This is a genomic window from Longivirga aurantiaca (assembly GCF_042660085.1).
Classification (GTDB): domain Bacteria; phylum Actinomycetota; class Actinomycetes; order S36-B12; family CAIYMF01; genus Longivirga; species Longivirga aurantiaca.
This window is the reverse complement of record NZ_JBHSTI010000002.1, coordinates 380,024-405,494: the sequence shown is the minus strand read 5'-3', so window position 1 is coordinate 405,494 and position 25,471 is coordinate 380,024. Positions and strand designations below refer to the sequence as shown.

At 71.3% G+C, this 25,471-nt stretch carries 24 protein-coding genes; 11 read left to right on the top strand and 13 right to left on the bottom strand.

All coding sequences use genetic code 11. The annotated features are described in order from the left end of the window. Positions 1-58 precede the first annotated feature (58 nt). The 8 genes from ACFQGU_RS02165 to glpX form a co-directional block, all read right to left on the bottom strand. On the bottom strand, positions 59-736 hold the full coding sequence (locus ACFQGU_RS02165) for an HAD family hydrolase (protein ID WP_386763707.1): 678 nt from the start codon (positions 734-736) through the stop codon (positions 59-61). An 11-nt stretch (positions 737-747) separates the two neighbouring features. Continuing rightward, complete coding sequence (locus tag ACFQGU_RS02160; protein ID WP_386763706.1) at positions 748-2,202, bottom strand: nicotinate phosphoribosyltransferase; 1,455 nt, start codon at positions 2,200-2,202, stop codon at positions 748-750. Positions 2,203-2,447: 245 nt separating this feature from the next. Then, positions 2,448-3,461: a LacI family DNA-binding transcriptional regulator gene (locus ACFQGU_RS02155; protein ID WP_386763705.1), complete on the bottom strand. Its 1,014-nt coding sequence runs from the start codon at positions 3,459-3,461 to the stop codon at positions 2,448-2,450. Between the two features lie 53 nt (positions 3,462-3,514). After that, positions 3,515-4,273, bottom strand: coding sequence for a glutamine amidotransferase (locus tag ACFQGU_RS02150; RefSeq protein WP_386763947.1), 759 nt, complete (start codon positions 4,271-4,273; stop codon positions 3,515-3,517). A gap of 2 nt (positions 4,274-4,275) precedes the next feature. Next, positions 4,276-4,791, bottom strand: a complete 516-nt coding sequence (locus ACFQGU_RS02145) for a pyridoxamine 5'-phosphate oxidase family protein (RefSeq protein WP_386763704.1) — start codon at positions 4,789-4,791, stop codon at positions 4,276-4,278. A gap of 5 nt (positions 4,792-4,796) precedes the next feature. Then, positions 4,797-5,249 (bottom strand): hypothetical protein, encoded by a 453-nt coding sequence (locus ACFQGU_RS02140; protein ID WP_386763703.1) that lies wholly within the window; start codon positions 5,247-5,249, stop codon positions 4,797-4,799. A 93-nt stretch (positions 5,250-5,342) separates the two neighbouring features. After that, positions 5,343-6,287: a ribokinase gene (locus ACFQGU_RS02135; protein ID WP_386763702.1), complete on the bottom strand. Its 945-nt coding sequence runs from the start codon at positions 6,285-6,287 to the stop codon at positions 5,343-5,345. A 70-nt stretch (positions 6,288-6,357) separates the two neighbouring features. Next, positions 6,358-7,353: a class II fructose-bisphosphatase gene (glpX, locus tag ACFQGU_RS02130; RefSeq protein ID WP_386763701.1), complete on the bottom strand. Its 996-nt coding sequence runs from the start codon at positions 7,351-7,353 to the stop codon at positions 6,358-6,360. 136 nt (positions 7,354-7,489) lie between these two features. Here glpX and ACFQGU_RS02125 point away from each other — a divergent pair, with 136 nt between their 5' ends. From ACFQGU_RS02125 to ACFQGU_RS02105, 5 genes are all read left to right on the top strand, one after another. Beyond that, on the top strand, positions 7,490-8,245 hold the full coding sequence (locus ACFQGU_RS02125) for a DeoR/GlpR family DNA-binding transcription regulator (protein WP_386763700.1): 756 nt from the start codon (positions 7,490-7,492) through the stop codon (positions 8,243-8,245). A gap of 109 nt (positions 8,246-8,354) precedes the next feature. After that, positions 8,355-9,782, top strand: coding sequence for an aldehyde dehydrogenase family protein (locus ACFQGU_RS02120; RefSeq protein WP_386763699.1), 1,428 nt, complete (start codon positions 8,355-8,357; stop codon positions 9,780-9,782). Positions 9,783-9,795: 13 nt separating this feature from the next. After that, positions 9,796-10,500, top strand: a complete 705-nt coding sequence (gene cofC, locus ACFQGU_RS02115) for a 2-phospho-L-lactate guanylyltransferase (RefSeq protein ID WP_386763698.1) — start codon at positions 9,796-9,798, stop codon at positions 10,498-10,500. Beyond that, positions 10,478-11,953, top strand: coding sequence for an aldehyde dehydrogenase family protein (locus ACFQGU_RS02110; RefSeq protein ID WP_386763697.1), 1,476 nt, complete (start codon positions 10,478-10,480; stop codon positions 11,951-11,953). Before cofC ends, ACFQGU_RS02110 begins: the two co-directional genes overlap by 23 nt. Before the next feature lie 63 nt (positions 11,954-12,016). Next, a complete protein-coding gene (locus ACFQGU_RS02105; protein WP_386763696.1) occupies positions 12,017-12,307 on the top strand; it encodes a hypothetical protein in 291 nt (96 codons plus the stop codon). A 15-nt stretch (positions 12,308-12,322) separates the two neighbouring features. Here the strand turns inward: ACFQGU_RS02105 and ACFQGU_RS02100 are convergent, their stop codons facing one another. The 4 genes from ACFQGU_RS02100 to ACFQGU_RS02085 are packed head-to-tail and all read right to left on the bottom strand — an operon-like array spanning position 12,323 to position 17,419. Continuing rightward, complete coding sequence (locus ACFQGU_RS02100; RefSeq protein WP_386763695.1) at positions 12,323-12,571, bottom strand: formate dehydrogenase subunit delta; 249 nt, start codon at positions 12,569-12,571, stop codon at positions 12,323-12,325. Further along, on the bottom strand, positions 12,568-15,384 hold the full coding sequence (gene fdhF / locus ACFQGU_RS02095) for a formate dehydrogenase subunit alpha (RefSeq protein ID WP_386763694.1): 2,817 nt from the start codon (positions 15,382-15,384) through the stop codon (positions 12,568-12,570). Before fdhF ends, ACFQGU_RS02100 begins: the two co-directional genes overlap by 4 nt. Continuing rightward, complete coding sequence (locus ACFQGU_RS02090) at positions 15,381-16,964, bottom strand: formate dehydrogenase beta subunit (RefSeq protein ID WP_386763693.1); 1,584 nt, start codon at positions 16,962-16,964, stop codon at positions 15,381-15,383. Before ACFQGU_RS02090 ends, fdhF begins: the two co-directional genes overlap by 4 nt. Next, positions 16,961-17,419, bottom strand: coding sequence for an NAD(P)H-dependent oxidoreductase subunit E (locus ACFQGU_RS02085; protein ID WP_386763692.1), 459 nt, complete (start codon positions 17,417-17,419; stop codon positions 16,961-16,963). Before ACFQGU_RS02085 ends, ACFQGU_RS02090 begins: the two co-directional genes overlap by 4 nt. Positions 17,420-17,879: 460 nt before the next feature. Here ACFQGU_RS02085 and ACFQGU_RS02080 point away from each other — a divergent pair, with 460 nt between their 5' ends. The 6 genes from ACFQGU_RS02080 to ACFQGU_RS02055 all read left to right on the top strand — a co-directional run bounded on the left by ACFQGU_RS02080 (position 17,880) and on the right by ACFQGU_RS02055 (position 23,106). Continuing rightward, positions 17,880-18,476: a biotin transporter BioY gene (locus ACFQGU_RS02080; RefSeq protein ID WP_386763691.1), complete on the top strand. Its 597-nt coding sequence runs from the start codon at positions 17,880-17,882 to the stop codon at positions 18,474-18,476. Further along, the gene (locus tag ACFQGU_RS02075) at positions 18,451-19,467 is read left to right on the top strand and encodes an o-succinylbenzoate--CoA ligase (RefSeq protein ID WP_386763690.1); all 1,017 of its coding nucleotides are present in this window, start codon (positions 18,451-18,453) and stop codon (positions 19,465-19,467) included. The genes ACFQGU_RS02080 and ACFQGU_RS02075 overlap by 26 nt, the downstream gene beginning before the upstream one ends. Next, positions 19,464-20,600 carry a thiolase family protein gene (locus tag ACFQGU_RS02070; protein ID WP_386763689.1) on the top strand — a complete coding sequence of 379 codons (1,137 nt, stop codon included), beginning with the start codon at positions 19,464-19,466 and terminating at the stop codon, positions 20,598-20,600. Before ACFQGU_RS02075 ends, ACFQGU_RS02070 begins: the two co-directional genes overlap by 4 nt. Further along, positions 20,591-21,283 carry an energy-coupling factor ABC transporter ATP-binding protein gene (locus ACFQGU_RS02065; protein ID WP_386763688.1) on the top strand — a complete coding sequence of 231 codons (693 nt, stop codon included), beginning with the start codon at positions 20,591-20,593 and terminating at the stop codon, positions 21,281-21,283. Before ACFQGU_RS02070 ends, ACFQGU_RS02065 begins: the two co-directional genes overlap by 10 nt. After that, the gene (locus ACFQGU_RS02060) at positions 21,280-21,882 is read left to right on the top strand and encodes a CbiQ family ECF transporter T component (protein ID WP_386763687.1); all 603 of its coding nucleotides are present in this window, start codon (positions 21,280-21,282) and stop codon (positions 21,880-21,882) included. Before ACFQGU_RS02065 ends, ACFQGU_RS02060 begins: the two co-directional genes overlap by 4 nt. Before the next feature lie 75 nt (positions 21,883-21,957). Next, positions 21,958-23,106, top strand: coding sequence for an acyl-CoA dehydrogenase family protein (locus ACFQGU_RS02055; protein ID WP_386763686.1), 1,149 nt, complete (start codon positions 21,958-21,960; stop codon positions 23,104-23,106). A 573-nt stretch (positions 23,107-23,679) separates the two neighbouring features. On the opposite strand, the gene ACFQGU_RS02050 is transcribed toward ACFQGU_RS02055, so the two are convergent. Beyond that, entirely contained in the window at positions 23,680-25,155 is a 1,476-nt protein-coding gene (locus tag ACFQGU_RS02050; RefSeq protein ID WP_386763685.1) for an HNH endonuclease signature motif containing protein, read from the bottom strand. Between the last annotated feature and the right edge of the window lie 316 nt (positions 25,156-25,471).

The following is a 25,471-nucleotide window of genomic DNA, read 5'->3' as shown; positions in this document are numbered from 1 at the left end:
CGGTGCGCGACGGGGATCCGGTGGCCGGGTGGGAGCAGCGTGGCGCTGCTGGTCGGGCTCATGGCTGGGGGGGCTCCTCGGCCTCGTCCCCCAGCAGCGAACGCCCGAGGGCGTACGCGCTCGCGAGGTCCGGGCCTTCGTAGGTGACGTGCGCGAAGGGCAGCAAGGAGCTGCTCGCATTGACGGCGATGCTGTTGGGGAACCGCTGGAAGAGCGGAACATCGGAGGACGAGTCCCCGTACACGACGCACCGGTCCGCGCCGAGCCGCAGCTCTGCGAGGAGGTCGGCCACGACGGTCACCTTGGTCTCGGGGACGTACACCCGTTCTGGGAGAACCGGTTCCCCGATCTCGACTCCGGCGCCGTAGGCGTAGTCGAGGCCCCATGCCTGCAGCCGCCGCACGAAGAAGTGCGGCGACAGGGAGACGACGGCGCTGCGCTCACCACGGCTGCGGATGTCCGCGAGCACCTCGCGAAGACCCTCGATCCACCCCGCCTTGGCGAAGGTCTCGTCGACATCCTCGTGAGTGAGCTCGGACCACAGCGGGATCAGCAGGTCGTAGAACTCCACGTGACCGATCTCGCCGCGGCCCCACGCGTCCTCCATCTCCTCCACCGAGGAGAGGTAGCCGGCACGGGCTGAGAGATCCAAGCACGCGGAGCCGGCCAGCAGGGTGCCGTCCATGTCGAAGACGTGGAGCGCGCGCGCCTGCTGGCCGGTTCCGTCGTCAGTCATCCGCTAGCTGCTCACTTCGCCCGGTTGAACGATTCGCGCATCTTCGCGACGATGTCCAGGTAGTACGACTCCGGCACGGGCTGCTCGCTCCGCTCGATGAGCTCGGTGAAGTCCCACTTCTTGAGCAGCTGCCCGTTGCGGAACACCGGCTTGAGCAGGTTCTCCTCCGGCGCGACGCTGTCGCGCAGGACGGTGGCGCACTCGCCGTCCTTGTGGACCAGAGCCAGACGCCCCTTCTTCGAGACCTTGAACTCCGACCCCGTGGGCGACTTGGCGATGTCCCGCCACTCGCCGTTGATCCGGACGGAGCTCGCCTTCTGGCCGAAGTTCATCGTGTCACGGTTGTGGTGCTGGAGCAGGCCCCCACCCATGCCGAACACGGCGTTCTCGGTCGAGAGGCCGCGGCGCTCCATCTCCATGTAGACCTCGGGCAGCGAGTAGAAGGTGACACCGTCACCCTGCACGACGCGCACGAAGTTCGGGAGGACCTTGTAGCCCTTGCTGTTCGTGGTGTAGCCGAAGATGTCCATCAGCCACTCGGTGGTGTCCGACGTGACCTGGACGACGTCGCCCGAGTCGGGACGGATGCCCACGAGCCCGGGGAAGTTCTCCACCATCTCCTTGAGCTCGCCGCCGATGATGTGCTTGACCGCGTGCTCGTGGTCATAGGTGTCGGTGAGCAGAAGGACGACGCCGTTGTCCTTGTACGTCTCGAGCATGTTCTTCATGGCCGCGGCCTCGTGCTCCTGACCCCAGGCGCAGAATCCTGCGTGCTCGGAGTTGGGACCGGAGTTCGAGACCTTCTGCGCGTTGTAGTACTTCTTCGCGGCGAGGATGCCGGGGACGGTGTCGCTCTGGTCGAAGTTCACCAGGTGGGCGAGACCGCCCAGCGACGCCGACTGCTGCGAGCTCACTCCACGTGCGCCGTAGTCGTGGAGCATGTAGCGCAGCAGCTGCGGGTTGTCCGACGTCTTGTCCAGGGCCTCGCGAATGACCTGCTTGGACAGCCACGAGATCGAGCCGATGGTCGTCGGGTACCACACCGCACGGAGCAGGGCGGTCTCGAAGAAGCTCGTCACCCAGAAGTACTTGGGGTCGGTGTTGATGAGCTGCACGAGAACGTTGCGGGGCGGCAGGACCGTGCCCTCGGGCACCGCCTCGATCTCGACGGGCAGGAAGCCGCCGTGGTCGTTGAGGATGCCCATCCAGTTGTCACGGTTGAAGTGCATACCCTGCTCGCGGACGATGAACTCCGCCTCGTCGATGTCCTCGAGGGTGATCGGGTGCATCAAGTACTCGCGGATGAAGGCCTGCAGGCCGACGAACATCGTCGACGGGAACTCTCCACCCCGGGACTCGATGTAGCTCGACACGTACTCGGTGCCCGGCGGGTACAGCGAGTAGTGACAGTGCTTGTAGTTGTCCGTGTTGATGATGATGTTGTCGAACGCAGAACTCCGGCCCATGGGGAGGGCACCTCCTTGTTGAGTCGTTTCTATTTCGACTCAGAGTGCGGAATCGCCTACAGCGAAGGGGGTTAGAGCAGCAGTGGCCCTGAAGCACTGGGGCAACTATTAACGGTTCTAGTCGACGCGTCAAGACCCTGCGCGCTACGTTTGGGTAAATTGGGGCGATGCCGCCGACACCGCGGCGCGTCCGAGCACGCGAGCGCTCGTCGGATGCGACCGTCGCGGTGCACGGGAGGTGTGCGCTAGGCCCGGGGGGGCTGCACCGAGTCGCGGACCATGAGCTCGACGGGGAGCGGCTCGTAGTCGGGGGGCGACATGTCGGGGTTCTCGAGGAGCGAGAACAGCAGCTCGGCGGCCCGAGCACCCATGTCGTGCGCCGGCTGTCGCACGGTGGTGAGGCGCGGCGTGAGAGAGCGCGCGAACGGCACGTCGTCGAACCCGACCACGCTGACGTCCTCGGGCACGCGGAGGGACTGCGAGCGGAGGTACTCGATGGCGCCGACGGCCATCAGGTCGTTGGCGCACACGAGCGCGGTGATGCGGTCGGAGCCCGCGGAGCGTGCCATGAGCAGCCGAGCGGCGTCGAAGCCGGACTCCTGGCGGTAGTCGCCGACCTCCAGCGGGATCGAGTCCGGCTCGATGCCGCCCGACGCAAACGCCTCCCGGTAGCCGGCAAGCCTCTGGTGCGAGGACCACAACGTCGAGGGGCCGCCGATGATGCCGACCCGGCGGTGACCCATGGACAGCACATGCGCGGCCACGGCACGCGCACCCGAGCGGTTGTCGGACACGACTGCGGGGAGGCCGAAGCCGGGGAGCAGCTCGTCCACGAGCACGACGGGCCCGAGCTCGGTCAGCTCCATGAGCGACCGCGGCACGGCCGATGCGCCGGACAGGAAGATGCACCCCGAGAGCCGCTGGCTGCGCAGGAGCCGGGTGGTCGTCGGCTCGCTCGAACTGGTTCCCGCGACCTCGGGGGCGCACAGGACGACCAGGGCATCGCGTTCCGAGGAGTACCGCTCCACTCCCTCGGCGATCATGGCGAAGTAGGGGTTGGTCAGGTCCGGGACGATCAGCCCCACCGTCGGCGCGCTGCGCTGCCGCAGACCGCGCGCCGCCTCGTTGGGCGTGTAGCTGAGCATCTTGACGGCCTCGAGCACCCGCTCGCGGCGCTCCTGGCTGACCGGGCCGGTCCCGTTCAGGACGTAGGAGACCGTGCTCACCGAGACGGATGCATGCCGAGCCACATCCTTCATGGTGGGCCTGGTCCTGCTCTCGGCCACGGTGAGCCTTCCGACGTGAGGCGCTCTTAGGACTTGCCGGCCGTCCAGGTCAGCAACGCCTCCCACAGGGGGCGGTACCCGGACCATTCGAGGAACTCCGGTGGCGCCCAGTGAGGTGCGAGGTCCGACGTGAAGACGGCCGAGCGGCCCGACTCTACCTGTCCCAGAACGACCAGCGGGTCATCACCTACCCGCGCCACGACGTCGGTTCCCGGGTTCGGGGTCATGCGGTTGTAGCCCAGCAGGTCGGGCCAGGGCGTGGGTGCTGCGGAGAGCAGCGGGTGGGCGAGGTCGTCGAACGACGGCGTCACACCCTGCGGCTTCTCCACGCGATCGTCGGTCGGCATGAGGGTGCACGGAAGCACGTCAGCCAGCGGCGACATCCCGTAGCGACCCTTGCCGTCGATGCCCGTGAACGTGAGGTAGCCGCCGACCATGACGAGCCCTCCGCCTGCGCGGACGTAGTCGGCCAGGAGCTCGAGCCGGTTCACAGCCCTCTCCGACCTGAGGAACGTCTCGTCGCAGAGCAGGAAGGTGTTCGACCCGACGTCGCTCACCACGACCACGTCGAAAGCCTGGAGCTCCTCCATCGTGGTGGGGAAGCGCGACGAGACCTCGTGCGCACGGATGTACGTCACGTCGAACCCGCTCGCGTCCAGCGCATCGAGGAAGACGCCGGCGCCTTCCTCGTAGGACGTGTTGTGGAACTGGTCGAAGCCCTTCATGTGGATCGTGTGCTTGATCCAGGACTCTCCGACGACCAGGACCCGAAGCCCCGTTGCCATGCTCACACCAGCCGATCGCCGATGTGGGCGGGCAGGCTCCGCCGTTCGGGCGTGTCCGACACCGTCGTCTCGCGCGAGTCCCACCCGATGAGCTTGTCGACGACGAGCTCGTAGTAGACGCGACCGGCGAACTCGCCGAACTCGAAGTAGCGGTGGGCGTAGGGGTGGCCCTCGTAGAAGTACTTGTCGAACATGAGGGCCTCGAGCTCGCCGTGGGCGTTCTCGTCGTTGACGGCCTCGAGCCGGCCCAGGATCCGGACGCCCGCGACGGTCACGAACTCGTCGCCGGAGTCGACCAGCGCCGAGACGGGGCGGCCCGACGTGCCGTTCTTGCCGTGACGGCCGCCGGCGTCGAGCGGCAGGAAGATGCGCTGATCGCGCACGACGAACCAGAGCGGAGTCAGGTAGAGGGAGCCGTCGTCGTTGACGGTCGCGACGCGGATCGTCGTGGCACGCGCCAGGTAGGCCCAGCGCTTGGCCCCCTTCAACGGGTTGGTCGTGCTGGCAGTGATCGCCATCGGGGTCAGCTCCTCTGCGCGCGCAGCGTCGCGCTGTAGTCGGGGACCTCGACGAGGCCGTTGCGGTTGGACGGCCCGCTGGTCCAGTAGAACTTCATGCCACCGGTGTCCTCGAGCTCGTAGATGTAGCCGGCCGGCAGGAAGATGTGCTCGCCCGCCGTCGCCTCGAGGTAGATGACGCGCCCGTCGGCGTCCTCGACCCGCAGGCGCACCTTGCCCTCGAGGACGAAGTGCGACTCGTCGAAGCCCCACTGCTCCCAGCGATAGGTCTTGTGACCGGGCTCGGCGTAGCAGATGCCGTGCCGGAAGTAGCGGGCGTCCTCGCCCTCGGCCGAGATGAAGATGTTGGTGTAGATCCCGTCGTTGAACTTCAGCCGCGGCGCGGCATCCATCTGCTCGGGCGTGGTGACCCGCGGGTACCTCTGCGCCATCGGCGCATCGGGGTCGTACTGGCTCATGGCGGTCTCCTGATCGCTCGGCGCGGACGATGCCCGCAGCTCACCTGGCACGGGTCAGAGTAGATACGTTTATAGTATGCGTGCGGCGACGTGTCAACCGCGTCCGCTGAACGCGGCGATGGCATCGAAGGTCGGCATGCCCCCACGAGCGCCGGCGCGCGTCACCGAGAGGCTCGCCGCAGCCACCGCGAAGGCCACGGCCTCCCTCAGGTCGTCGCCCGCGGCCACCCGCGCGGCGAGGACGCCGTTGAACGTGTCCCCCGCACCGGTCGTGTCGACCGCGCTCACGGAGCGGGCGGGGACCACCACCACCGGCTCCCCCGGCTGCACCACCGCCACGCCCTCCGATCCGAGCGTGACCACGACGGACGCTGCGGCACGCTCGGCCAGCTCGCTCCACCGCTCTTCGCGACGTCCTCCCGTGCTGCCGCCGATCAGCTCGAGGAGCAGGTCCGCCTCGGACTCGTTCGGCGTGATCACGGTGGCACCACTGATGCAGCGGGCGACTGCGGCGATCACGGGCGCCGGGTTCAGGATCACCGGCACGCCAGCACGCGACGCCGCATCGACGGCGGCGATGACCGCGCCCGGGGTGATCTCGGTGCTGACCAGGACGCACCCGGCCGCGTGGAGCCGGCCCTCGAGCGCGCGTGCGACGTACTCGGGCGTGAGGTCCGCGTTGGCACCGAGGCCCACGGCGATCTGGTTCTCGGCCTGGGCGTCGACCACGATCAGCGCCACCCCGGTGGCGGAGTCGTCCAGGCTGGCGACGCCACCGATGTCCACTCCCTCGGCTGCCAGCTCGCGCAGCGTGGACCGGCCCTGGTCATCGGCGCCGACAGCGCCGATGAGCTGGGTGCGAGCCCCGGCACGCGCCGCGGCCACCGCGGCATTGGCGCCCTTACCCCCGCCGTGCCAGGTGACATGCGGCCCGACCACCGTCTCTCCGGGAGCAGGCAGCCGCGGCGCCCGTACGACGGCGTCGACGTTGAGCGCGCCGACCACGACCACAGTTGATGCCGGATGCTGGTCGACCACAACGCTCCCTTTGTAGATACGTTTCATCAACCGTAGTCGCTCGCCGCGCGGGACCGCAATGGCCCTCGGATCAGCCGGTTCCCGGATCCCGCTGCGGGTGACGGGTCTCGACCAGATGGCGCATCCCGGTGCGCGTGTCCGCCACCAGCGAGTGGGTCACGGGCACGCCGAGCTCGGACCGCACGCCGCGAAGGAGCGACCCGTCGGTGACTCCGGTCGCCACGAAGACGACGTCGTCCCCAGCCACGAGGTCCCTCGCCGACAGGACCCGACCGCTCTCGTAGCCACGATCGCCCATCCACGCGCGCTCCGCGTCCGACTGCGGCCAGAGCCGGCCCTGGAAGATGCCTCCGAAGCACCGAACCGCCGCAGCGGCGAGGACACCTTCCGGCGAGCCGCCGGAACCGAGCATGAGGTCGACGCCGCTCCCGGCGTCGACCGCGGCGATCGCGGCCGCTACGTCGCCGTCCGGGAGGAGGCGGACGCGTGCACCGGTCGCACGGATCTCGGTGACGAGGTCGTCGTGCCGCGGTCGGTCCAGGACGGCGACGCAGATGCCGTCGGGATCGCGACCCAGCACCTCGGCGAGGCGAAACACGTTCTCCCGCACGGGAAGGCGTAGGTCGAGGATGCCGGCGGCAGCAGGGCCGGCCGCCAGCTTCTCCATGTAGAAGACCGAGGACGCGTCGAACATCGCGCCGCGCTCCGCGACCGCGAGAGCCGAGATCGCGTTGCCCAGCCCCAGCGCGGCGAGGCGGGTGCCGTCGATCGGGTCGACAGCGACGTCGCAGGCTGCCCCGTCGCCGGAGCCGACCCGCTCGCCGGTGAAGAGCATGGGGGCGTCGTCCTTCTCGCCCTCGCCGATGACGACGGTGCCGTCGATCCTGATCCCGGCGAGGGCTCGGCGCATCGCGCTGACCGCTGCACCGTCGACGGCGTTCTTGTCCCCGCGACCGACCCACGGGGAGGCGGCCAGCGCCGCGGCCTGGGTCGAGGCGGCGAGGTCGACGCCGGCGCCGACGGCCAGGCCGTCGGTGTCGGTCTGCTCCTGGGTCGATGCCGTCATAGAAACCTCTCCAGTCCTCGCCGTTGCGCGTTATCGCGCACTTGTTGCGCGAACTGCATCATTCCGACACCCTTCTCGTCAAGGCATTGCGCGAAAACGGGATACTGGGCCCCGGACCCCGCCCCGAGGAGGCCACGTGAGCACCGCTGCCCGACGCGACGCGATCGTCGAGCGCGCAGTCCGGGACGGATACGTCGAAGCGCACACGCTCGCCCTCGAGCTGGGGGTGAACGCGTCGACCATCCGCCGCGACCTCGATGTGCTGGAGCGCGCCGGCCACGTCCGTCGAACGCACGGAGGTGCCCGGCTCCTCGCGGACGGGACGGGGGACATCCCCTACGCGCGCAAGCAGACGGCCAACCTCGCGGCGAAGACCGAGATCGCCGAGGCCGCTGCCGCGCTGGTCTCCGACGGCGAGGCCGTCATCCTCGACAGCGGATCCACCACCTACCAGGTCGCGGTGGCCTTGCGCGGGAAACCCTTGACCATCATCACGAACGACCTGCGCATCGCGAAGTTCGTGGCGACCGATCCTGCCGCGCGGCTGCTGGTGACCGGAGGCGAGCTGCTCGGAACGGTGTTCACGCTCGTCGGAGGAAAGGCGGCGTCGTTCCTCTCCGAGCTGCGCGCCGACTGGACGTTCCTCGGAGCCGACGCCGTGTCGCTCGACGGAGGCATCACCAACACGAACACGATCGAGGTCCCCATCAAGCGGGCCATGATCGCCGCGGCGCAGCATCCGATCGCGCTGGCCGACTCCTCGAAGATCGACCGCCGGGTCCTGGCTCGGGTCGCGGGGCTGGACGAGGTCGAGGCCGTGCTGACCGACACCTCGGTCGACGCCGACGCGGTCGCCCGCTACCGGCCGCACCTGCGGGTGGCTCGCGCGTAGGTGGACCCCCCACTTGACCACCCGGGTCGGGCGTGCCTAGGGTTGGAAACGTTTATAGCGCGCACGTCGGGTCCGACGCAGCGCCGCCGCCGGTGAAGGGACGTCGACCATGTCGAACGCCACGAAGTTCTACATCGATGGAGCATGGGTCGACCCCAGCTCGTCACGCACCCTCGAGGTGATCGATCCCAGCACCGAGAGGTCGATCGCCACGGTCGCGCTGGCCGATCAGGCCGACGTCGACCGCGCCGTCGCTGCGGCCAAGCGTGCGTTCGAGTCGTTCTCGCAGACCTCGGTCGCCGACCGCATCGCGCTGCTGGAGCGCATCCTCGTCGAGTACCAGAAGCGAGCCGGCGATCTGGCCGAGGCGCTGATGTCCGAGATGGGATCTCCGCGAGGCCTCGCCGAGAACGCCCATGTCCCGTGCGGCACAGGGCAGTTCGCCGTGGCGCTCGATGCGTTGCGGACCTTCGAGTTCGAGGAGAAGGTCGGCACCTCCTCGGTGGTCTACGAGCCGATCGGCGTCGTCGGCCTCATCACCCCCTGGAACTGGCCGATGCTGCTCATCGCCTCGAAGGTCGCACCGGCCCTCGCGGCTGGCTGCACGATGGTGCTGAAGCCCTCGGAGCTCGCCCCTCTCAACGCCGTCATCTTCGCCGAGATCCTGGACGCTGCAGGCGTTCCGGCCGGTGTCTTCAACCTCGTGAACGGTGACGGCCCTGGTGCAGGCGTCGCGCTGTCGAGCCACCCGGACGTCGACATGGTGTCGTTCACCGGATCGACGCGGGCAGGCATCGAGGTGGCCAAGAACGCCGCACCGACGGTCAAGCGCGTGCACCAGGAGCTCGGCGGGAAGTCCGCCAACATCCTGCTCGACGACGCCGACCTCGCCGTCGCCATCCCGCGCGACCTGCGGGACGTCTACGCCAACTCGGGCCAGTCCTGCAACGCAGGGTCGCGCTTCCTCGTGCCCTCCGACCGGCTCGCGGACGCGATCAAGATCGCGGCCGAGGCCGCGGACGCCACCGTCGTGGGCGAGCCGGAGGCCCCCGACACCCAGCTCGGGCCGCTCGTGTCCCAGGCGGGCTACGACAAGGTGCAGCGCCTGATCCAGTCCGCGATCGACGAGGGCGCGACCGTCGTCGCCGGAGGCCTCGGCCGTCCGTCCGGGCTCGAGCACGGCTACTTCGTGCGGCCCACGGTCATCGCCGGTGTCACCAACGACATGGCGATCGCCAAGGAGGAGATCTTCGGGCCGGTCATCACCATCTCGACGTACGACGGGGAGGACGACGCCGTCGCCAAGGCCAACGACACCGTCTACGGCCTGTCGGGCTTCGTCTCCTCCGCAGACACCGAGCGCGCCCGTCGGGTGGCGCGGCGGCTGCGCACGGGGATGGTGCACATCAACGGTGCAGGGCTCGACTTCAACGCACCGTTCGGCGGGTACAAGCAGTCCGGCAACGGCCGGGAGTACGCCGTGTTCGGCATCCGGGAGTTCCTGGAGGCCAAGGCGGTGTTCGGCGACAACGCCTAGGCCCGGCGTACGCATGCTGAGCCCGGAGGGGCACGGACCGCATCCCGCGGTGCTGCTGGTGCCGGTCAAGGCTCTCGCCCTGGCGAAGTCGCGGCTTCGGGGTGCGCACCTCGATCACGACGGGTTGGTGCTGGCGATCGTCCACGACACCGTGTCGGCCGCCATGGCTGCCGATCAGGTGGTGCACACGGTCGTGGTGTCCGACGATGCCCGCGTCGTCGGACTGGCCGAGCACGTCGGGGCCGGCGCGTGCTCCCCGGCGACGGGGAGCCTGAACGGCGACCTGCGGGTCGCAGCCGACCTGGCCCGCCGACGGTTCGCCCGGGCCACGATCGCCGCGCTCCCCGCCGACCTGCCCGCGCTGCGGACCCACGAGCTCGAGGCGGCCATCCGCGCCGCCCGGGGGCGGCGAGGCTTCGTTCCCGATCGCGAGGGCTCGGGGACGACCTTGCTCCTGTCCGGGCACGGCCTCCCCTTGGATCCCAGGTACGGGCCTGCCTCGGGCACCCGGCACGCAGCGAGTGGCGCACGCCGTCTCGTCGGGCCCTGGGCGTCGCTCGCGTACGACGTGGACACCCCGACGGATCTCGCAGGGGCCGCTGCGCTGGGGCTCGGAGGACGAACCGGGGCGCTCATGAGCAAGCATAGGAATCCACGCACCACCCCTCCCCACCCCATGAGAGCGAGCGCAGGACATGACGACGCACGGTCGGCGTGAGTCCATCGGCCCGGACGACGTGCACCCGAACCTGATCGGTGGGGCGTGGGTCGAGGGCACCGACGTGAACACGAACGTGAACCCGTCGGACACCTCCGACGTGGTCGGTCGCTATGCGCTCGCCGACGCAGTGCAGGCGCGGGAGGCGTTCGCCGCGGCCCGCGCGGCCGCGTCCGGTTGGGCCGAGGCCTCACCCCTGGTGCGGTTCGAGATCCTCGACAACGCCGGCAGCGAGATCATCCGCCGCAAGGACGAGCTCGGCGACCTGCTCGCCCGCGAGGAGGGCAAGACCCTGCCCGAGGCCGTCGGCGAGGTGGTGCGCGCCGCGCACATCCTCAAGTTCCACGCCGGTCAGGCACTGCGCCCGGCGGGCCAGCTGCTCGACTCGATCCGCCCAGGTGTCGAGGTGGCCGTCACACGCGAGCCCGTCGGCGTCGTCTCGATCATCACACCGTGGAACTTCCCCATCGCGATCCCCGCGTGGAAGATCGCGCCCGCCCTCGCCTACGGCAACACCGTGGTGTTCAAGCCGGCCGAGCTCGTGCCCGGCAGCGCGTGGGAGCTCGTCCACATCCTGCACGGCGCGGGCCTGCCCGACGGCGTCCTCAACCTCGTGATGGGACGCGGCCGCGACATCGGCGACATCCTCACCAGCAGCGCCGACGCCGTGTCCTTCACCGGCTCGGTGCAGACCGGCGAGCGCGTGCTCGCCTCCGCGCAGGGATCGCGCGCCCGCGTCCAGCTCGAGATGGGCGGCAAGAACCCGCTCGTCGTCCTGGACGACGCCGACCTCGGCATCGCCGTCGAGTGCGCCCTGCAGGGCGCCTACGGCTCCACCGGGCAGCGCTGCACGGCGTCGTCGCGCTTCGTGGTCACGGCCGGCATCCACGACCTGTTCGTCGAGCGCCTCACCGAGCGCATGCTCGCCCTGCAGGTCGGCGACGCCCGCGCCACCGGCACCCAGATGGGCCCGGTGGTCGACTCCTCCCAGCTCGCGCAGGACGAGCGGTACGTCGGCATCGCACGCGACGAGTCGGGCACGGTCATCGGCGGCCGCCGCCTCGAGCGCCCGACCGACGGCTTCTACCTCGAGCCCGCGCTCGTCGTCGGGACCAGGCCCGAGGACACCATCAACCGCGACGAGGTCTTCGGCCCCGTCGCCTCCGTCGTGCAGGTCGCGTCGTACGACGAGGCGCTCGCCGTCGCGAACGGCACGGAGTTCGGCCTCACCGCCGGCATCGTCACCACGTCCCTGGCTGCGGCCACCGACTTCCGCCGCCGGTCCACCGCAGGCATGGTGATGGTCAACGTCCCCACCGCGGGCGTCGACTTCCACGTCCCCTTCGGCGGACGCCAGGGGTCGTCGTACGGGCCGCGCGAGCAGGGCGAGCAGGCCCGCGAGTTCTTCACCACGGTCAAGACCTCCTACATCGCGGCAGGCCGACCCAGCTGAGACGACCGGTCCGAGGCCCGTCTCGACGGGCGGGATCGACGGTTTGGCCCTTTCATGGTCGGCATGGTGCTTCTGGTGGTGCTGGGCCTCACGATGATCGGCCTGCTGGGTGTGCTCATGGTGGCCATGACCCGGCACCTGCTCGCCCACCCCGACGACGCCGTCCACACGCACGGCGCCGGCTCGTGGAGCGACGGCATGCCCGCCGCCGGCGCGGGCACCTCGGTGCCGGACTCCCCCGCCCTGCTGCTGACCGGCGCCACACCCGCGCGCACCGGTGGCGACGTGCCTCTGGACGACATGCCCGCCGAGGTCGTGGCCGAAGCCGCCCGCCGGGCGCGCGAGAGCAGCTGACGGTTGCGCGACCGGTCAGCCTGCGCGGAGACGGTCCAGCACCTCGGCGGCGATGGGGTCGAGACCCTCGCCGCCGGCGTCCATCCACTCGGTCAGGTGCGCGCGCATCGACGGCGCCCAGAAGTCGCGCAGATGCGTCTCGACCATCGCGACGGCCGCGTCGTGCGGCTTGTGGTGGGCGTTGCTCGCGATCTGGTTGGCCATCCGGAGCAGGCTCGCGACCTGGGTCGGGTCGGCGTTCACTGACGGGCCGGCCTCGCTCATGACCGCCCTGCCACGGACCGGTGCTCGGAGTGCATCTCGTCGTCCGTCACCGGCGTGCGCGAGGTCGGTGCCAGCTCGACGGCCGTCACCTTGTACTCGGGGCAGTTGGTCGCCCAGTCGCTGTACTCGGTGGTGACCACGTTCGCGCCGCTGCCCGGGAAGTGGAACGTCGTGTAGACGACTCCCTGCGGCACGCGGTCGGTCACCCTCGCGCGCAGCACCGTCTCGCCCACGCGGCTCGTGATCGTGACGGCCTGGCCGGTGGCGATGCCGCGGGTCTCGGCGTCGTGCGGGTGCACCTCGACGACGTCCTCGCTGTGCCAGCGGACGTTCTCGGTACGCCGCGTCTGCGCGCCCACGTTGTACTGCGACAGGATCCGGCCGGTCGTGAGGATCAGCGGGAACTTCCGGTTGGTGCGCTCGTCGGTCGGCACGTACGGCGTCTCCACGAAGTGGCCCTTGCCGCGCACGAACCCGTCGACGTGCATGATCGGCGTGCCGTGCGGAGCGGCGTCGTTGCACGGCCACTGCACGCTGCCCTCGGCGTCGAGCCGATCGAACGAAACACCCGCGAAAGTCGGTGTGGTGGCTGCGATCTCGTCCATGATCTCGGCCGACTGCACGTACGACATCGGGTAGCCCATGGCGGTCGCGAGCTCGCAGGCGACCTCCCACTCCTGCTTGCCGGTCGCCGACGCCATCACCGGGCGCACCCGGTTGATCCGCCGCTCGGCGTTGGTGAACGTGCCGTCCTTCTCGAGGAACGAGGTGCCCGGCAGGAAGACATGGGCGAACTTCGCTGTCTCGTTGAGGAAGAGATCCTGCACCACGAGCAGCTCCAGCGACCCGAGCGCCGCCTTCACGTGCTGCACGTTGGGGTCGCTCTGCGCGATGTCCTCGCCCTGGATGAACATGCCGAGGTAGCGGCCGGCGATGGCGGCGTCGAGCATGTTGGGGATGCGCAGGCCCGGCTCGGGGTCGATCGCGCGGCCCCATACGGCCTCGAAGATCCCGCGCACGGCCGGGTCGCTCACGTGCCGGTAGCCGGGGAGCTCGTGCGGGAACGAGCCCATGTCGCACGAGCCCTGCACGTTGTTCTGCCCGCGCAGCGGGTTGACGCCCACGCCTGTGCGGCCGATGTTGCCCGTAGCCATCGCGAGGTTGGCCATGCCCATCACCATGGTCGAGCCCTGGCTGTGCTCGGTGACGCCGAGGCCGTAGTAGATCGCGGCGTTGCCCCCGGTCGCGAAGAGCCGTGCCGCGGCACGCACGTCGGCAGCGGGCACGCCGGTGACGGCCTCGAGCGCCTCCGGGCTGTTCTCGGGCTGCGCGATGAACGTCTCCCACTGCGCGAACGAGTCGTCCTCGCAGCGGGCGGCGACGAAGTCCCGGTCGACCAGGCCCTCGGTCACCACCACGTGCGCGATCGCGTTGACGATCGCGACGTTCGTGCCCGGCTGCAGCTGCAGGTGGTACGCCGCCTCCACGTGCGGGGACCGCACGAGGTCGATGCGCCTCGGGTCGATCACGATGAGCTTCGCCCCGGCACGCAGTCGCTTCTTCATCCGCGACGCGAACACCGGGTGCCCGTCGGTGGGGTTCGCGCCGATCACCACGATGACGTCGGAGTGCGCGACCGACTCGAAGTCCTGCGTCCCGGCCGAGGTGCCGAAGGTCTGCTTGAGCCCGTATCCCGTGGGCGAGTGGCAGACGCGGGCGCAGGTGTCGACGTTGTTGTTGCCGAACGCCGCCCGGATCATCTTCTGGACGACGTACACCTCCTCGTTGGTGCAGCGCGACGAGGTGATTCCGCCGATCGCGCCGACCCCGTGGTCGCGCTGGATCGCCAGAAACCGCTCGGCGGCGTAGGCGATCGCCTCGTCCCACGAGACGACGCGCCACTCGTCGGCGATCGAGCCCCGCACCATCGGCTCGAGCTGGCGGTCTCGGTGCGTGGCGTAGCCCCAGGCGAAGCGGCCCTTGACGCAGCTGTGGCCGGCGTTCGCGCCGCCGTCCTTGTCGGGAACCATGCGCACGAGCTGGTCGCCGCGCAGCTCGGCGACGAACGAGCAGCCGACGCCGCAGTAGGCGCACGTCGTCTTCACGCTGCGGGTCGGCGTGCCCAGGTCGATGACCGTCTTCTCCTGCAGTGTCGACGTCGGGCACGCCTGCACGCACGCGCCGCACGAGACGCACTCGCTCGACATGAACGGCTCGGCGGCGCTCGCCGACACCTTCGACGCGAACCCGCGCCCCTCGATCGTGAGGGCGAAGGTGCCCTGCGTCTCGCCGCAGGCGCGCACGCACCGCGAGCAGGCGATGCACTTGCTCGCGTCGAACGAGAAGTACGGGTTGCTGTCGTCGGTGGGGGCGTCGAGGTGGTTGGCGCCGTCCATGCCGTAGCGGACCTCGCGCAGACCGACGACGCCGGCCATGTCCTGCAGCTCGCAGTCACCGTTCGCCGGGCAGGTGAGGCAGTCGAGCGGGTGGTCGGAGATGTAGAGCTCCATGACCCCGCGGCGCAGCTTCTCGACCTTCGGCGTCTGCGTCTGCACGCGCATGCCCGGGGTGCAGGGCGTGGTGCACGACGCCGGGGTGCCGGGCCTGCCCTCGACCTCGACGAGGCAGAGGCGGCACGAGCCGAACGCGTCCAGCGAGTCGGTGGCGCAGAGCTTGGGGATCGCCACGCCGGCCTCGGCCGCTGCGCGCATGACCGACGTGCCGGGCGCGACGAAGACCGGGACGCCGTCAACGACGACGTCGACCGTGCGCTCGCCCGGGACGGCCGGGGTGCCGAGATCGATGATGCTCATCGCTGCCCACTCTCCCCCAGGGTGGGCGCCTCGACCAGCGGTTCGAGGCCGAGCTCGGCAGGGAAGTGCCGGATCACGCTGCGCACGGGGTTGGGCGTCAGCCCGCCCATCGCGCACAGCGAGCCGTCGGCCATGAGCTCGCAGAGGTCCTCGAGGACGGCCAGCTCGTCACGCCGCGACTCGGGCGGGCCGACGAGGATGCGGTCGATCACCTCGACCCCGCGCACCGCGCCGACGCGGCACGGTGTGCACTTGCCGCACGACTCCTCGGCGCAGAACTCCATCGCGAACCGGGCCTGCTGCCCCATGTCGGCGGTGTCGTCGAACACCACGACACCGCCGTGCCCGAGCATCGCGCCCGTGGCGGCGAGCTCCTCGTACCCCATCGCGACGTCGAGGCCGGATGCCGGCACGTACGCGCCGAGCGGCCCGCCCACCTGCACCGCCTTCACCGCGCGACCGGACGCCGTGCCGCCGCCGTAGCCCTCGACGAGGTCGCGCAGCGACAGCCCGAACGCCGTCTCGACGATGCCGCCCTGCGCGACGTTGCCGGCGAGCTGGAAGACCTGGGTGCCACGGGAGCGCCCGATCCCCAGAGACGCGTAGGCCCCGGCCCCCTGCGCCAGCACCATCGGCACGGTCGCGAGCGTGAGCACGTTGTTGATGACGGTCGGTCGGCCGAACAGCCCGGACAGCGCGGGCAGCGGCGGCTTCGCCCGCACCATGCCGCGCTTGCCCTCGATGCTGTCGAGCATCGCGGTCTCCTCGCCGCAGATGTAGGCGCCGGCGCCCACGCGCACCTGCAGGTCGAACGAGAAGCCGCTGCCGAGAACGTCGGCGCCCAGCCAGCCCGCGTCCGTCGCTGCCTCGATCGCACGGCGCATCACGCGGACGGCGTCCGGGTACTCCGACCGGATGTAGACGAAGCCCTCGCCCGCGCCGACGGCGTACGCCGCGATAGCCATGCCCTCGATGAGGGTGAAGGGATCGCCCTCCATGAGCATGCGGTCGGCGAAGGTGCCGCTGTCGCCCTCGTCGGCGTTGGCGACGACGAACTTCACCGTCGACCGGGCGTCGGCCACCGTGCGCCACTTGATGCCTGCGGGGAAGCCTGCGCCGCCACGGCCGCGCAGGCCGCTGTCGGTCACCGCGGCCACCACGTCGGAGGGAGCCATCGCCAGCGCCGCGCGCAGACCCGCGAGGCCCCCGTGCGCCTCGTAGTCCGACGCCGACAGCGGGTCGACCACGCCGACCCGTGCGAACGTGACGCGCTGCTGCCGGGCCAGCCAGTCGAGGGAGTCGGTGGGGCCGTGGCCCAGCGGATGGGTCGCCCCGTCGAGCATCCCGGCGTCGAGCAGGCCCGCGACGTCGGTTGCCGTCACGGGCCCGTAGGCGACCCGTCCCGACGGCGTCGACACCTCGACCAGCGGCTCGAGCCAGTGCAGCCCGCGCGATCCGTTGCGCACGATGCGCAGGTCGAGCCCGCGCAGCACAGCCTCGGACTCGAGCGCGACCACGACGGCATCAGCTCCGACGGCGCGGGCCGCGGAGTCGCCGGGCACGTAGACGGTGGTGGTCACGACGACACCAGCCCGTCGAACGTCGCGGCATCCACGCGGCCGACGCCTCGGCCGTCCACGAGGACGGCCGGCGCGACCGAGCAGAGCCCGAGGCAGAACACCTGGTCGAGGCTCACCCCGCCGTCCGGAGTCGTCCCCCCCATCGGGATGCCGAGGGACGACGTGGCGTGCTCGGCGAGCGACCGGCCGCCGACTGACTGGCAGGCCTCACCCCGGCACACCCCGACGCGGCGGCGCCCCGGGGGTGTCGTACGGAAGTCGGAGTAGAACGTGAGGACGCCGTGCACGTCGGCGCGCGACAGGTTCAGGGCCTTCGCGACGAGCGGCACCGCGGCGGGGTCGACGTAGCCGAACTCCTCCTGCAGCGCGTGCAGCACCGGCAGCAAGGGGCCGCGAACGCCGGAGTGCTCGGCGATCACGCGCGCAGCCGCCTCGGCCGACCACTGCGTCGTCATCGCCCAGCCTCCTGCACCGGCCGCCATGACCGGAGAGGCTCATCCTCCGGCGCAGTGACCCGAGGGGCAAGGATGTCGCGGCCGTGGCTGCGCGGTGGGATCAGGCGTCAGCGCTCACGACGCCGCCGCCCGGCAGCGCCACGTCGGCAACGGGCAGCGCCAGCATCTGGCCGGCGATCGCCGCGGCGCCGTCCACGCTCGTCGCGATCCAGGGTGAGAGTCGTCATGCGGGGTGCCTCCGTGCACCGATGCCGTGATGCGGGCCGGCCAGACCGGTCCTTGTCGCCCCATCGGCGGGCGGCGGCAGCACCTGAGGAGAACCTGGGACGGGTCTTCGACACCGGTCCCGGAACCTTCTCCGTAGCGACCGCTCCACCCGGCGAGCCGCAGGCGGCTCCCGCCGGGGATCACGGCGGCCGTAGCCTGCCTCTGCCCGACCCCGTCCGCCCCGGAGGATCCTGTGACCGCTCCTGCCCGACGCCCCGCGCGCGACCTCGCCCTCGTCGCCGTCTTCGCCGGCGTCATCGCAGCCCTCGGCCTGGTGCCCGCAGTGTTCGTCCCCGGGTTCCCTGCCCCGATCACGCTGCAGTCGATGGGCGTCGTGCTCGCGGGCGCCGTGCTCGGCGCGCGCCGTGGCTTCCTGTCGGTCGCGCTGTTCCTCGCCCTCGTGGCGATCGGGCTCCCCCTCCTCTCCGGAGGCCGCGGCGGCTTCGGCGTGTTCACCACGCCGTACGCCGGGTTCCTCTGGGCCTTCCCGTTCGCGGCCCTGGTCGTCGGACTGCTGACCGAGCGCCGCGGGGCGCCGTACCAGGTGCGCTACGGCATCCCCTTCAACGTCGTGGGCTCGCTCGTGCTCTACCTGGGCGGCTGGATCAGCCTGATGACCCTGGGCGGCAACGCACCGGCGGCCGCACTGGCGCTCCTCGCCATCTACATCCCCGGCGACCTCGTGAAGATGGTGGTGGCAGCGCTCGTCGCGCGCGGCGTGCACTCGGCGCTGCCCGACCTCCTCCCGCCGCGCCGGACAGCCGATGAACCCGTCGACGTCACGGCCTGACCGCGCACGGGACCTCCTCGCCGAGGCCGACCCGGTCGCGGCCTTCGTCACGGCGCACGAGGCCGGCGACGACGTGCTCCTGCGCACCTCGGGCACGTCGGGCACGCCCCGGATCGTGCGCCGCAGCACCTGGTCGTGGGTCGACTCGTTCGCGCCCGTCGAGTCCCTCACCGGTCTCGCGCGCACCTCGCGCGCCTGGATCCCGGCCCCTGTGACCGGCACGATGAACCTGTTCGCAGCGGTGCACGCGCGGTTCCTGGGCGCAGACGTCGTGGACGAGCCGCACGCGGCCACCCACTGGTTCCTGACCCCGTCGGCGCTGCACGACGTGCTCGACACCGGGGAACGCTTCGACGGCGTCCACGCGGTCGTCGCGGGCGACCGCCTCGGCATCGCGCTGCACGACAGGGCATCCGCCGCCGGCCTGCGGGTGAGCCACTACTACGGCGCGGCCGAGCTGTCGTTCGTCGCGTGGGGCACGCACGAGGACGACCTCACCGCCTTCCCCGGCGTCGAGCTCGAGGTGCGTGACGGCGTGGTGTGGGTGCGCTCGGCGTACGTCTCGTCGGGGTACGTCGACGGCGACGGACCCTTCCTGCAGGGCGCGGACCGGTTCGCGACGGTGGGCGACCGCGGCAGCCTCGCCGACGGACGGCTGCAGGTGCACGGGCGCGACGACGTGGTGCTCACCGGCGGTGCGACCGTGCACGTCGCCGACGTGGAAGGCTGCCTGCGGGCAGGTGCCACCGGGGCGCTCGCCGTCGTCGGGATCCCGCATCCCCGGCTGGGAGCAGTCGTGGCCGCCGCGCTCGAGCACAGGGACGACGTCGAACCGCTGCGCACCACGTCGCGCGCACAGCTCGCCGCGTCGCACCGGCCGCGCCGCTGGTTCGTGCTCACGCCGTTCCCGCTGACCGCGGCCGGCAAGGTCGACCGGGCAGCAGTGACAGCGCGCATCGCTGCGGGCGATGGCGTGGAGGTCGCGCCGTGACCGGCCACCCGGTGATCGTCGGCGCGCTGCGGACCCCGATCGGCACCTCCGGCCGCTCCCTCGCCGAGGTGACCGCTGCCGACCTCGGAGCGACCGTGCTCCGCGGGCTGCGCCCGATGCTGGACGAGCACGGGCTCGAGCCCCACGAGGTCGTCCTCGGCAACTGCATGGGCCCGGGCGGCGACGTCGCCCGCGTGGCGACGCTGGCCGCCGGCTTCGAGGTCTCGGTGCCTGCGCTCACGGTCGACCGCCAGTGCGCGAGCGGGCTCGCGGCCATCGCCGTCGCGGCGTCGTCCCTGCGCGCCGACCGCGGCGCGGTGCTCGCAGGCGGCGTCGAGTCGGTGTCGACGGCACCCTGGCGGATGTGGCCGCCGCACGAGGGCGAGGAGCCTGTGCGCTACGAGCGCGCGCCCTTCGCACCGACCGCCGAGCTCGACCCCGACATGGGAGTCTCGAACGACCTCCTCGCCGCGGAGCACGGCATCACCCGCGGGCGTCAGGACGAGTACGCCGCGCGGTCGCACGCCCGGGCGGCCGCGGCGATCGCCTCGGGATCGTACGACGCAGAGCTCGTCGCCGTCGGCGACGTCCTGCACGACGACCGCCCCCGCCAGGGGCTCACCATCGAACGGCTTGCCCGGCTGCGGCCCGCGTTCCGCGAGGGCGGTACCGTGACGGCGGGCAACTCGTGCGGCATCAGCGACGGTGCCGCCGCGGTGGCGGTGGTAGACGCGGAAACCCATGAGGCGCTGGGGATCCCGGGCCTGCGCGTGCTGGCGGCTGCGACCGCGGGCGTCGACCCCCGACGCCCCGGCATCGGCCTCGTACCGGCGGTCGAGCGTGCCGTGATCGCGGCGGGCATCGGCTTCGACGACCTCGACGTCATCGAGATCAACGAGGCGTTCGCCGGGCAGGTGCTCGCCTGCTGCGACGCGCTCGGGCTCGACCCGGTGCGCGTCTGCGCCGAGGGCGGTGCGCTCGCGCTCGGGCACCCGTGGGGCGCATCCGGCGCGGTGCTCGTCGTCCGCCTCTTCAGCCAGCTGGTGCTGCGCGACGGCGGGCGGTACGGGCTCGCCGCGATCGCGGCCGGAGGCGGTCAGGGTGTCGCGATGGTGGTCGAGCGATGCCGGTGATCGAGCTGACCGGCGTGACGCACGCCTTCGGGACCGGCCCGGCCCGACGGACCGTGCTCGACGACGTCAGCGTGCGCCTGGCCGAGCAGCGCATCGGCGTCATCGGCGCGAACGGCTCGGGCAAGTCGACGTTCGCGCGTCTGCTCAACGGCCTCGTGCTGCCCGACCGCGGCAGCGTGACCGTCGACGGGCTGGATGCGAACAAGGACGGCAAGCAGGTCCGCCGGCGGGTGGGCTTCGTGTTCACCGATCCGGACGCGCAGATCGTGATGCCGACCGTGCAGGAGGACGTCGCCTTCGGGCTGAAGCGGCGCGGGCACTCAGCCGCCGAGGTGGCCGCGCTGGTCACGAAGGCTCTGGGCGACTTCGGGCTCGCCGAGCTCGCAGACTCCCCCGCCCACTCGCTCTCGGGCGGCGAGAAGCAGCTGCTCGCCCTCTGCTCGGTGCTCGTCACCGAGCCGTCGGTGCTCGTGCTCGACGAGCCGACGACGCTGCTCGACCTCCGCAACGCCCACCGCATCGGAGCCCTGCTCGAGTCGCTGCCGCAGCAGGTGGTGCTCGTGACCCACCACCTCGAGCTGCTGGCGGAGTACGACCGGGTCCTGGTCTTCGACGAGGGCCGGATCGTGTGCGACGGCTCCCCTGCTGCCGCGGTCGACTTCTACCGCCGGCTCCTGGCATGAGGGACCTCTCGCTCTACGTCCCCGGCGACTCCGTGCTGCACCGGACCCGCGCAGGGGTGAAGCTGCTGGTGCTGCTCGCGCTCTCCGTCCTCACCATCTGGCTGCACACGCCGTGGCAGATCGCGGCCGTCGGCGTCGTGGTGCTCGTCGGGTACGGGGTCGCTGGCTTCCCGCTGGCGCTGGTCTGGCGCCAGGTGCGGCCGATGCTGTGGGTGCTGCTGTTCATCGGCGGGTTCCAGGTGTGGGCGGCGGGCTGGTCCCGTGCCGCCGTCGTCGTCGGCACCGTGCTCGTGCTCGTCCTGGCCGCCGCCCTCGTGACGCTGACGACGCGGACGACCGCCATGGCCGACGCGGTGGTCACCGCGTGCGGGCCGTTGCGGCGTCTCGGCGTCGACCCCGACCGCGTCGGCCTCATGCTCGCGCTGGGGATGCGGTCGGTGCCCGTGGTCGTGGGGGCGGCGTACGACGTCCGCGACGCCCAGCGGGCGCGCGGGGTGGTGTTCGCGCCGCAGGCGTACACGGTCGCGCTCGTCGTCCGCTCGCTGCGGATGGCGACCGCCCTGGGCGATGCGCTCGTGGCCCGCGGCCTCGACGACTGAGACCCGAGAAGTCAACTGCCCCAACGGCAGCTAGCGTGAGCCTCCCGCTCGGCAGATGAGGGAGAGGCACCGCCCATGGACAGCTGGGACACCGAGGAACGACGGCTCCTGCGCGAGACGGTACGGCGCTTCAGCGAGCGCGAGGTGCTGCCGCACCTCGCGGAGTGGGAGGCGGCCGGATCGGTGCCGCGCGAGCTGCACCGGAAGACCGCCGAGGCGGGGCTGCTCGGCATCGGGTTCCCGGAGTCGGTCGGTGGCAGCGGCGGCACGCCGATCGACGCGTTCGTCGTGGCCGAGGAGCTGATCCTGTCGGGCGCGTCGTCCGGCCTCGTGGCCGCGCTGTTCACCCACGGCATCGGGCTCCCGCACCTCGTGACCGCGGGCGACCCGGCGTTGGTCGACCGCGTGGCGCGCCCGGTGCTCGCCGGCGAGCGCATCGTGTCGCTGGCGATCACGGAGCCGGACGGCGGCTCCGACGTGGCCGGCATCCGCACGCGGGCAGTCGTCGACGGCGACGACTACGTCGTGAGCGGCGCGAAGCTCTACATCACGTCCGGCACCCGCGCGGACTTCATCACGACCGCGGTCCGCACGGGCGGTGACGGCGCCGGCGGGATCTCCCTGCTCGTGATCGACAGCTCCGCACCCGGCGTCACCGTGTCGGCACCCCTCGCGAAGATGGGGTGGCTCTGCTCGGACACCGCCGGGATCACCTTCGACGAGGTGCGCGTGCCGCGCGCCAACCTCGTCGGCGCGGAAGGCACCGGCTTCCTGCAGATCGTCGGCCAGTTCGCGGCCGAGCGGCTGTCGATCGCCGTCCAGGCGTACGCCACCGCGCAGCGCTGCCTCGACCTCAGCATCGCGTGGACGCGCCAGCGGGAAACCTTCGGCCGTCCCCTCGCCAGCCGACAGGTGGTGGCGCACCGGCTGGCCGAGATGGCCCGCGACGTCGACGTCGCCCGCACGTACACCCGTGCCGTCACCGACGACTGGCTCGCCGGCGACGACGTCCTCATGCGCGTCGCGATGGCCAAGAACACCGCAGTCGCCGCCTGCGACCGCGTGGTCGACGCGGCCGTGCAGCTGCACGGCGGCATGGGCTACATGCGCGAGTGCGAGGTCGAGCGCCACTACCGCGACAGCCGGATCCTCGGCATCGGCGGCGGCACGACCGAGATCATGACCGAGATCGTCGCCAAGCTCCTGCTGGCCCGACTCGCCTGACGCGTGATGGGCGGCCTGGGGACCTCGCGGACCATCCCCCCTCCGCGCCACGCGCCCAAGAGACACGCACAGCGCGAAACGAGCGACAGCGGCGCCAATCGCCCAGGGCGTGTCCATGCTCAGGACCTCAGCCGCCCGCCTGCGAACCTCTCGGTACCGATGCAGGTCACGCTCGGGCCCGGTGAGCCCTCGGCCTCGAAGATGGCGTCGGCGAACGCGGCGGGTCTGGGTTGGACTAGCCAGGCAGGCGCCGGGTCGCCTCCGGAGGCAAGCAGAAGCCGAGATCGACGCAGAGGTCGTTCATCAGTAGTTGCCTGATCGTCGGCACGCGGCGATGATGCCGGTTGGCCACGAACCAAGCGAACGCGAACGGCACGTCGGGGCGCGATTTGGTAGTGGAAAGTCGGGGCAGAGCGCGAGATTCCACTACCGAATCGGCCATCCGCGGTGACGCCGACTGCCTGTTGCTTCTCGCGGTGCCACCCGTGCCTGGACATGCCGAAGGGACCGCTCCCTGTCGGGTGGTGCGGTCTCGGGGTGGTGCTGGTGGATCCCTCGCGCGCCGGCCCTTCTTCAGGGCCGGGTTCGGACGGGGCTGGGGTCGGGCGGTTCGACGGTGAGCCAGGTCGGGCAGCCCGGATCGATGCCGGGGTTCTTCACGATGGTCCAGCCGCCCTCGTGCACCGCGTGGTGGTGCTTCGCGCATAGCAGCGTGAGGTTGTCGAGGTCGGTCGCGCCGCCGTGCTCCCACTCGGTGATGTGGTGGGCCTCGCACCACCCGACCGCGATCCGGCAGCCGGGGAAGGCGCAGTGCCGGTCCCGCAGGTCCAGCGCCCGACGCAGGCGGGGCGGCACGGTGCGGTACCGGCGTCCCTCGTCCCAGACGTGGTGGCGGCGGCGCAGCAACCGCGCCGAGTCCGCGTTGAGCTCGCAGCCGCCGACGCCGTGCACGTGCCCGTGTCGCCCCCGGTGGGCAGCGCCGTGGCAGGGGACGCCGTCGTGGTGGTGCGCGTGCCGGTCCGCGACGGACCCGATGACGCCGAGCTCGGTCACCGACGCGTCGCACAGCATCCGCTTCACCGTCTCGGCGTTGACCAGCACCGGGGACGACATCCCGGGGACGGTCATCTCGCCCGGGAACCCCGCGTCGAGGTCGTCGACCGACGTGGTGATGGTGACGTGCGGTCGGACCCCGTGGGCGCGGCCGACCATGCCGCTGGTCAGCCACAGCTGCACGAGGTGGTTCAACGACAGGGCGTCCTGGTGCGCCGCGGCGATCCGGCGCCGGCGCTCGTCGACCGCGGCATCCCCGGTGGGCTGCTCCTCAGGGGTGAGCGAGCCCGACCGGAACTTCGCGTCGCGCATCCGGTCCAGCAGCACCTTGAGCGCCGCGCCGTCCTCCAGGGTCAACGCACCCTTGATCACGAACTGGTCCCCCACCCGGGTCACCGTCAAGAACTGCTGAGCCATCGCCTCCTCGGCCCGGCGGGCCGCGGCCTCCGGATCCAGGATCTCCTTGAGGACCGCGGCAGCGCCCACGACCTCCTCGACCGAGCCCTGCTCGGCGATGGGGAGGAGGTAGTCCTCGCAGAACGCCCGCCACTGCACCCGGTCGTCGGCGGTCCTGTCCGCGATCGCAGCCTCCGACCCGCGCACCAGGGCAGCGGCCAGGTCCGGGGTGACCCGGCCCGCGACCAGCGCGACGCGCGTCGCGGCGTACGACCGCAGCGTGCGGGCGCCGGAGACGACGCTGCTGGCCCTGCCGGGGGCCATGCCGGTGCGCTGGGTCAGGAACGCCGTCGTCGACCCGAACCCCGCCGACGCCAGCACCCCCGACGCGTCCAGGCGATCGACCGCAACCACGCCCAGGGCGTGGGCGGCGTCCCGGGCCGCGAACAGCTCCGCCGTCAGCTCCGGCAGACCCGCCAGCTGCACCTCAGACACGGCACCGGAACCGGCCAGCGCCGACGCCTCCGCAAGCAGGCCCCGCGCACCCGCGACCAGGCGCGCGAGCTCCACCGCCGGATCGACGATGGTGGCCTGCGACATGACCCCATCATGCCGACCACCTCCGACAATGCACCGACCACCGACAGGCGATATCCACAGCAACCACAGGCGAATCCGGCCGCACCCCGACTTGGTAGTGGAAAGTCGCGCCCTGCCGCGACTTTCCACTACCAAATCGGCGGGGGTCTCGGGCTGGAGGTCCGAACGCGTCCCCAGCGATGCGGTTCGACCCCCACCTGGTGCGATTTGCAGGAAATGCAGTTCGTGTATTAGCGTTCGCGGTGGGGAGTACTTCACCAAGAGCGTCTCGTCAGTACGGCGGCCCGTGTGCCGCCCGGGACGCCGCCCGGCTCGC

What these genes read in the sequence shown, in the direction of transcription:
- ACFQGU_RS02165 (WP_386763707.1), bottom strand. Translation starts at nt 736, where the DNA reads ATGACTGACGACGGAACCGGCCAGCAGGCGCGCGCGCTCCACGTCTTC.
- ACFQGU_RS02160 (WP_386763706.1), bottom strand. Translation starts at nt 2,202, where the DNA reads ATGGGCCGGAGTTCTGCGTTCGACAACATCATCATCAACACGGACAAC.
- ACFQGU_RS02155 (WP_386763705.1), bottom strand. Translation starts at nt 3,461, where the DNA reads ATGAAGGATGTGGCTCGGCATGCATCCGTCTCGGTGAGCACGGTCTCC.
- ACFQGU_RS02150 (WP_386763947.1), bottom strand. Translation starts at nt 4,273, where the DNA reads ATGGCAACGGGGCTTCGGGTCCTGGTCGTCGGAGAGTCCTGGATCAAG.
- ACFQGU_RS02145 (WP_386763704.1), bottom strand. Translation starts at nt 4,791, where the DNA reads ATGGCGATCACTGCCAGCACGACCAACCCGTTGAAGGGGGCCAAGCGC.
- ACFQGU_RS02140 (WP_386763703.1), bottom strand. Translation starts at nt 5,249, where the DNA reads ATGAGCCAGTACGACCCCGATGCGCCGATGGCGCAGAGGTACCCGCGG.
- glpX (WP_386763701.1), bottom strand. Translation starts at nt 7,353, where the DNA reads ATGACGGCATCGACCCAGGAGCAGACCGACACCGACGGCCTGGCCGTC.
- ACFQGU_RS02120 (WP_386763699.1), top strand. Translation starts at nt 8,355, where the DNA reads ATGTCGAACGCCACGAAGTTCTACATCGATGGAGCATGGGTCGACCCC.
- cofC (WP_386763698.1), top strand. Translation starts at nt 9,796, where the DNA reads ATGCTGAGCCCGGAGGGGCACGGACCGCATCCCGCGGTGCTGCTGGTG.
- ACFQGU_RS02110 (WP_386763697.1), top strand. Translation starts at nt 10,478, where the DNA reads ATGACGACGCACGGTCGGCGTGAGTCCATCGGCCCGGACGACGTGCAC.
- ACFQGU_RS02105 (WP_386763696.1), top strand. Translation starts at nt 12,017, where the DNA reads ATGGTGCTTCTGGTGGTGCTGGGCCTCACGATGATCGGCCTGCTGGGT.
- ACFQGU_RS02100 (WP_386763695.1), bottom strand. Translation starts at nt 12,571, where the DNA reads ATGAGCGAGGCCGGCCCGTCAGTGAACGCCGACCCGACCCAGGTCGCG.
- fdhF (WP_386763694.1), bottom strand. Translation starts at nt 15,384, where the DNA reads ATGAGCATCATCGATCTCGGCACCCCGGCCGTCCCGGGCGAGCGCACG.
- ACFQGU_RS02085 (WP_386763692.1), bottom strand. Translation starts at nt 17,419, where the DNA reads ATGACGACGCAGTGGTCGGCCGAGGCGGCTGCGCGCGTGATCGCCGAG.
- ACFQGU_RS02075 (WP_386763690.1), top strand. Translation starts at nt 18,451, where the DNA reads ATGAACCCGTCGACGTCACGGCCTGACCGCGCACGGGACCTCCTCGCC.
- ACFQGU_RS02065 (WP_386763688.1), top strand. Translation starts at nt 20,591, where the DNA reads ATGCCGGTGATCGAGCTGACCGGCGTGACGCACGCCTTCGGGACCGGC.
- ACFQGU_RS02060 (WP_386763687.1), top strand. Translation starts at nt 21,280, where the DNA reads ATGAGGGACCTCTCGCTCTACGTCCCCGGCGACTCCGTGCTGCACCGG.
- ACFQGU_RS02055 (WP_386763686.1), top strand. Translation starts at nt 21,958, where the DNA reads ATGGACAGCTGGGACACCGAGGAACGACGGCTCCTGCGCGAGACGGTA.
- ACFQGU_RS02050 (WP_386763685.1), bottom strand. Translation starts at nt 25,155, where the DNA reads ATGTCGCAGGCCACCATCGTCGATCCGGCGGTGGAGCTCGCGCGCCTG.